This is a genomic window from uncultured Amaricoccus sp. (genome assembly GCF_937858865.1).
Classification (GTDB): domain Bacteria; phylum Pseudomonadota; class Alphaproteobacteria; order Rhodobacterales; family Rhodobacteraceae; genus Amaricoccus.
In genome coordinates this window covers 1-5,914 of record NZ_CALLYO010000311.1, presented here as the reverse complement: position 1 = coordinate 5,914, position 5,914 = coordinate 1, and the positions used below count along the sequence as shown (strand labels likewise).

At 67.9% G+C, this 5,914-nt stretch carries 6 protein-coding genes; all 6 read right to left on the bottom strand.

Annotation, left to right across the window (positions count from 1 at the left end):
* On the bottom strand, positions 1-314 hold a 314-nt coding region (locus Q0112_RS08835; protein ID WP_349770566.1), incomplete at its 3' end, for a hypothetical protein.
* A gap of 11 nt (positions 315-325) precedes the next feature.
* On the bottom strand, positions 326-1,276 hold the full coding sequence (arcC, locus tag Q0112_RS08830) for a carbamate kinase (RefSeq protein WP_297974091.1): 951 nt from the start codon (positions 1,274-1,276) through the stop codon (positions 326-328).
* A gap of 4 nt (positions 1,277-1,280) precedes the next feature.
* Positions 1,281-2,282 (bottom strand): ornithine carbamoyltransferase, encoded by a 1,002-nt coding sequence (locus Q0112_RS08825; RefSeq protein ID WP_297974089.1) that lies wholly within the window; start codon positions 2,280-2,282, stop codon positions 1,281-1,283.
* A gap of 11 nt (positions 2,283-2,293) precedes the next feature.
* Complete coding sequence (locus Q0112_RS08820; protein ID WP_297974086.1) at positions 2,294-3,520, bottom strand: arginine deiminase; 1,227 nt, start codon at positions 3,518-3,520, stop codon at positions 2,294-2,296.
* A 47-nt stretch (positions 3,521-3,567) separates the two neighbouring features.
* Positions 3,568-5,028 (bottom strand): YfcC family protein, encoded by a 1,461-nt coding sequence (locus Q0112_RS08815; RefSeq protein ID WP_297974083.1) that lies wholly within the window; start codon positions 5,026-5,028, stop codon positions 3,568-3,570.
* 98 nt (positions 5,029-5,126) lie between these two features.
* Positions 5,127-5,396 carry a hypothetical protein gene (locus Q0112_RS08810; RefSeq protein WP_297974080.1) on the bottom strand — a complete coding sequence of 90 codons (270 nt, stop codon included), beginning with the start codon at positions 5,394-5,396 and terminating at the stop codon, positions 5,127-5,129.
* Positions 5,397-5,914: the final 518 nt, after the last annotated feature.

Sequence of the window (5,914 nt, the reverse complement as noted above, 5' to 3'; positions counted from 1 at the left end):
GCCATCAGCGTGCCACTGAGCGCCCAGGTGCCGATCAGCGCGCCGACCGCGAGCAGGATGAAGATCGCCGACAGCCCGGTCGTCACGCTGGCGACGGCGGCGTCGCGCAGCGCCTCGACCGAATGCCCGTGCCGCCAGGCGACGAGGGTGGCGAGGATCGAGCAGAAGACCAGCGCGATCTGGTTCGGGCCGCCCGCCGCGGCGTCGCCGAACAGGTAGAACGAGAGGCCGAGCAGCCCGACGAGCGCCACCACCGGAACAAGGGCGGCGGCGAGGCCGAGTGGCTCGGGCGCGGCGGATCGCCGGACGGGCATGGACCGTGACCTCAGTGGAAGGCTATTCCGTCCTCCGGTTCGTCGTCGCCGGGGTTGTCGCCGATCGTGGTGCCCTTCTCGCCGCGCACCGCCGCAGGCACATCGGCGAGGGCGCAGATCACCGACCGGCCGCCGGTCGCGCGGGCGAACTCCTGCGCCGCCTCGACCTTCGGCCCCATCGAGCCGGCCGGGAAGCTGTAGGCGTCCATCGCGTCCGGCGTCGCCCAGCGGATCGCGCGCTGGCCGGGCTTGCCCCAGTCGAGGTAGACCGCGTCGGCGTCGGTGGCGCAGACGAAGACCGATGCGCCGATCTCGCGGGCGAGGAGCGCCGTGGCGCGGTCCTTGTCGATGACGCACTCGACCCCGACCAGCCGCCGCGTGCCCTTCTCGTACATGGTCGGGATGCCGCCGCCCCCGGCCGCGATCACCACCGTTCCCTTCTCGAGCAGCCACTGCACGGGCCGGATCTGGAAGATGCGCTTCGGCAGCGGCGAGGGGACGACGCGGCGCCACTTGTCGCCGTCGGGCTTCACGGTCCAGCCCTTGGCGGCGGCCTCCGCCTTCGCCTCGGCCTCGTCGTAGACCTGGCCGACGAACTTGGTCGGGTCGGCGAAGGCGGGGTCGTCAGGGTCGACCTCGACCATGGTGAGGAGCGTCGCGAGCGGCTGCTCGAACGGCAGCAGGTTGCCGAGCTCCTGCTCGATCATGTAGCCGATCATCCCCTCGGTCTCCGCCCCGAGCACGTCGAGCGGCGAGTCCTCGCCCGGATAGGCGAGCTCCTGCAGCGCGAGGAGGCCGACCTGCGGGCCGTTGCCGTGGGTGATGACGACTGCGTTGCCCTCGCAGAGCGGCGCCAGCGCCTCCGCCGCGATGCGGGCGTTCTTGCGCTGGTTCGAGGCGGTCAGCGCCTCGCCGCGCTTCAGAAGGGCGTTGCCGCCGAGGGCGACGACGATGCGGGCCATGGCGTCAGCCCGCCAGCGTCGCGACGAGGATCGCCTTGATGGTGTGGAGGCGGTTCTCCGCCTGCTCGAAGGCGACGTTCATCGGGCTCTCGAAGACCTCCTCGGTCACCTCCATCTCCTTGATCCCGAACTTTTCGAAGATGTCCTGGCCGACCTTGGTCTCGGTGTTGTGGAAGGCGGGCAGGCAGTGCATGAACTTGACCGTCGGGTTGCCGGTCTTCTTCATCAGCGCCATGTTGACCTGGTAGGGTGAGAGGAGCTTGATCCGCTCCGCCCAGACCTCCTTCGGCTCGCCCATGGACACCCAGACGTCGGTGTGGACGAAGTCGACGCCCTTCACGCCCTCGTCGAGGTCGTCGGTCACCATCAGCCGTGCGCCGGTCTGCTCGGCCCACTTCTTCGCGATCTCCTGCACGTCGTCGTGCGGCTGGTTCGCCTTCGGCGCCACCATGCGCACGTCGCAGCCCATCATCGCGCCGAGCACCAGGAGCGAGTTCCCCATGTTGTTGCGCGCGTCGCCGAGGAAGGCGTAGGCGATCTGGGTGCGCGGCTTGTCGGAATGCTCCACCATGGTCAGCATGTCGGCGAGCATCTGCGTCGGGTGCCAGTCGTCGGTCAGGCCGTTGTAGACCGGCACGCCGGCGTATTTCGCCAGGTCGTCGACGGCGTGCTGCGAGGAGCCGCGGAACTCGATGGCGTCGAACATCCGGCCGAGGACGCGGGCGGTGTCCTTCATCGACTCCTTGTGGCCGATCTGGCTGCCCGAGGGGTCGAGGTAGGTGACGTGCGCGCCCTGGTCGTGGGCGGCGACCTCGAAGGCGCAGCGGGTGCGGGTCGAGGTCTTCTCGAAGATCAGGCAGATCTCCTTGCCGCGGAGCAGCTCGCGCTCGGTGCCGGAATATTTTGCCCGCTTCAGGTCGCGGGAGAGGTCGAGCAGGTAGAGCATCTCGCGCTGGCTGAAGTCGTCGAGCTTCAGGTAGCTGCGGCCCTTGAGATTGAACGACATGGATACCTCCCTTAGTAGGCCGGATCGCGCAGGATCGGGCAGGTCATGCAGTGCCCGCCGCCGCGGCCGCGGCCGAGCTCCTGGCTGCCGATGGTGATGACCTCGATCCCGGCTTTCCGGAGCAGCGTGTTGGTGTGGGTGTTGCGGTCGTAGCCGACGATCACGCCGGGCTCGAGGGCGACGACGTTGTTGCCGTCGTCCCATTGCTCGCGCTCGGCGTCGAAGGCGTTGCCACCGGTGCCGACGACGAGCAGATCCTTGAGCCCCAGCGCCTCCTTGTAGACGTCGAAGAGGTGGCCTTTCTCCTTGGTGATCTCGGTGTCCCCCTTGCCGTCGGGGCGGAGCGAGAAGCAGGTGATCTCGTCGACCACCTCGCGGAAGGCGGTCACCTTGTCGTGGTCGAGGCAGGTGAAGACCGTGTCGAGATGCATCGCCGCCCGCGACTTCGGCATCGCGCAGGCGATCACCCGCTCGGCCCCGCCCTTTTCGAACAAGACGTCGGCGACCTGGTTCACCGCCTGCCGCGTCGTGCGCTCGCCCATGCCGATCAGCACGACCCCTCGGCCGATCGGCATGACGTCGCCGCCCTCCATCGAGGTGTTGCCCCAGTCCTCGTCGCTGTCGCCCCACCAGATCTCGAACTCGTTCGCGGTGAACTCGGGATGGAACTTGTAGACCGCGCGCTGGAACAGCGACTCGGGCTTGCGCGCCGGCCAGTACATCGGGTTGCAGGTGACGCCGCCGTAGATCCAGCAGGAGGGGTCGCGCTGGAAGAGCGCGTTCGGCACCGGTCGCACGATGAACTCGGTCGCCGACAGCGCCTCGCGCATCAGGGGCGTGATCAGGTCGGGGGGCAGGTCCTCGTAGACGACGCCGCCGAGCAGATGCCGGGCGAGCAGGTGCGGGTCGAGCTCGTCGAGCCACGGCCGCAGGATGCGGGCGAGCGCCGGCCCGACCTGGTTGTCGGTGATCCGCCGGTCGAGGACGAAGGCCCGCCCCTCCGGATTGTCGCGGAAGATGTCGGTCAGCAGGTCCTGGATGTCGAAGACCTCGATGCCGCGGTCCTTCATCTTCAACACGAAGTCCGCGTGGTCCGATCGCGCCTTCTGCACCCAGATCACGTCATCGAACAAGAGGTCGTGGCAGTTGCCGGGCGTCAGCCGCTGGTGCGCGAGCGACGGCCGCGACACCATCACCTTGCGGAGCTTGCCGATCTCCGAATGGACGCCGAGTTGCATGGGTCAGGTCTCCTCCCGAAGCGGCCGTTCGCCAGCCGCGATTTGCATCAGCCAGCCGGCGCCTCGGCCGCGGGCGCGGGCACGTCCGACACCATAGCGCTCAGGGACAGCGAGGCCGAGATGATGACGGCCAGGATCACGAGCAGCGGCCAGACGAACCTCAGCCACCGGTCGTAGGCGACGCGGCCGATCGCGAGCCCGCCCATCACCACCGCGAAGGTCGGGTTGAAGAGGTTCACCCAGCCGTTCGCCGACTGGTAGGCGGTGACGGTCAGGTCGCGCTGCACCCCGGCGAAGTCCGAGAGCGGCGCGAGGATCGGCATCGTCAGCACGGCGAGCCCCGACGACGAGGGCACGAGGAACGACAGGATCGTCTGGAACGCCAGCATCACGTTGATGAAGAGCACGTTGCCGAAGCCCGCCAGCGCGTGCGCCAGCGCGTTCAGGATCGTGTCGGTGATCTTCCCGGCATCCATGATCACCACGATGCCGCGGGCGACGCCGATGATCAGCGCCACCCCGAGCAGGTCGCGGGCGCCGTTGACGAAGGTGTCGACGAAGGTCGCCTCGTCCATCTTCGTCTCGGGATGGAACTTGGCGACGAAGAAGGTGATGATCGCCATCCCGAGGAACAGCGCCGACATCTGCCCCATCCACCAGCCGCGGGCGATGACGCCATAGAGCATCAGCACGAAGGTCAGCCCGAAGAGCGCGAGGATGATCTCGCGCGTGCGGTTGAACTCCGGCAGCGGCGCCCCGACCTCCGAGCCCTTCAGGAAATGCTGGATATTGTCCTCGCGCTGCGCCGCGACGACCGAGCGCGCCGGATCGGCCTTCACATGGCGCGCATAGCGCATGACGTAGACGATGCCGGCCGCGAGGCAGGCGAAGAGGATGAAAACGCGCAGCATCAGGCCATCGGTGAAGGGCACGCCGGCCGCGTTCGAGGCGATCACCGTCGCGAAGGCGTTGAAGGTCGAGCCGAGCGTCCCGATGCCGCAACCGAGCAGGATGACGGCGACCCCGGTCAGCGCGTCGTAGCCCGCCCGGATGAACACCGGCAGTACGATCGCATAGAAGGCGAGGCTCTCCTCCGCCATGCCGTAGCTGGTGCCGCCGGCAGCGAAGGCCGCCATCAGGATCGGGATCATCCAGATCTCGCGGCCCTTCAGCGCCGTCAGCAGCCAGCCGATGCCGGCGTCGATCGCCCCGGTCTTGGTGACGACGGCGAGGAACCCGCCGATGATCAGCACGAAGACCGCCACGTCGATGGCGTTCGCCATCCCCGTCGCCGGGTCGTAGAGCCCGGCGATCGGCGCCATCAGCACCGCGACGAGCCCCTGCGGGTTCGGCTCAACCTGAGCGTAGGTGCCGGGCACCGGCGCCTCGCGGCCGAGGGTCTCGTTCATCGCCCGCTCGTACTGGCCGGCGGGGATGATCCAGGTCAGCGCCGCGACGACGATGATGAGCGCGAAGAGAATCGTGAACGCAGTCGGAAACTTCTTCATGGGGTTGCCCTGTTTCGGCTGGCGCGCCTCGCACCGACGTCCCTCCCAGGCCGCCAGGCGCGCCGGTTGTCGTTCGTTGCGCCCCCCGGCGCGATGCGTCAGCCGTCCGGTTCAGCCTCCTTCAGGATGCGGTCGATTTCGCCTTCGAGCTCGGCGATCACCGTGCGGTAGTCGTCGACCTCCGGACGCTCCGCGGCATCCGGGCGCGCCTCGAACCGGGCGAGGCTCTCCTGCGCCAGCGCGTACTCCTCGCAGATCTCGCGGAAATCGGCATCGGACCGTGCCAGCCTGTGCAGTGTTGCCGCCGCCTCCGGAAAGCGTTCCACCGCCTGCGCGAGCCCTGCTTCAGCGACGTCAGCCTTCGCCATGGCGCTACCCCGATCAGACGACGGAACCGAGGCTGCGCGACGCTCACGAACCTGCGAAGTACGTTACCGTTAGCAACAGCGCCTCGCGCGCTGCAGCCGGCAGAAAAGCATGGCTCGACCTTCACGCTGTCGACGAAGAAGGCTGGAGCCGCCGCCGCTGTAGGTTTTCACGAAATGCTGCGCGCCCCCTCGCTGTTTCCTCGAACAGAATCGCCGCGCGTTCAACCATAGCCTTGCGCCATCCTCGCACATATTCTTGCGCTTTCGCGCGAAACCCTGCGCGGAGTTGTTGCGCTGGCGAAGTCGACAGGGCGCCACTCGTCGGGTACAGCTACGTCGATCTTGGAACACATCCCCTTTCAGCTGCCAACGACACGACATCGGCCGCCGGCGCCAACCAGGCGAGAAATCTGCCTCGCGGTCGGACGCAACGGCCAACATCCTTGGCGGGCGCTACTGGGCAAGTGCCATCTGGAAGGGTCGTCATGCCAGCCAACCACGGGTCTATTCCGCCCGAG

Excerpts from the sequence above, each read along its gene's own strand:
- arcC (WP_297974091.1), bottom strand. The coding sequence starts at position 1,276 with ATGGCCCGCATCGTCGTCGCCCTCGGCGGCAACGCCCTTCTGAAGCGC.
- Q0112_RS08825 (WP_297974089.1), bottom strand. The coding sequence starts at position 2,282 with ATGTCGTTCAATCTCAAGGGCCGCAGCTACCTGAAGCTCGACGACTTC.
- Q0112_RS08820 (WP_297974086.1), bottom strand. The coding sequence starts at position 3,520 with ATGCAACTCGGCGTCCATTCGGAGATCGGCAAGCTCCGCAAGGTGATG.
- Q0112_RS08815 (WP_297974083.1), bottom strand. The coding sequence starts at position 5,028 with ATGAAGAAGTTTCCGACTGCGTTCACGATTCTCTTCGCGCTCATCATC.
- Q0112_RS08810 (WP_297974080.1), bottom strand. The coding sequence starts at position 5,396 with ATGGCGAAGGCTGACGTCGCTGAAGCAGGGCTCGCGCAGGCGGTGGAA.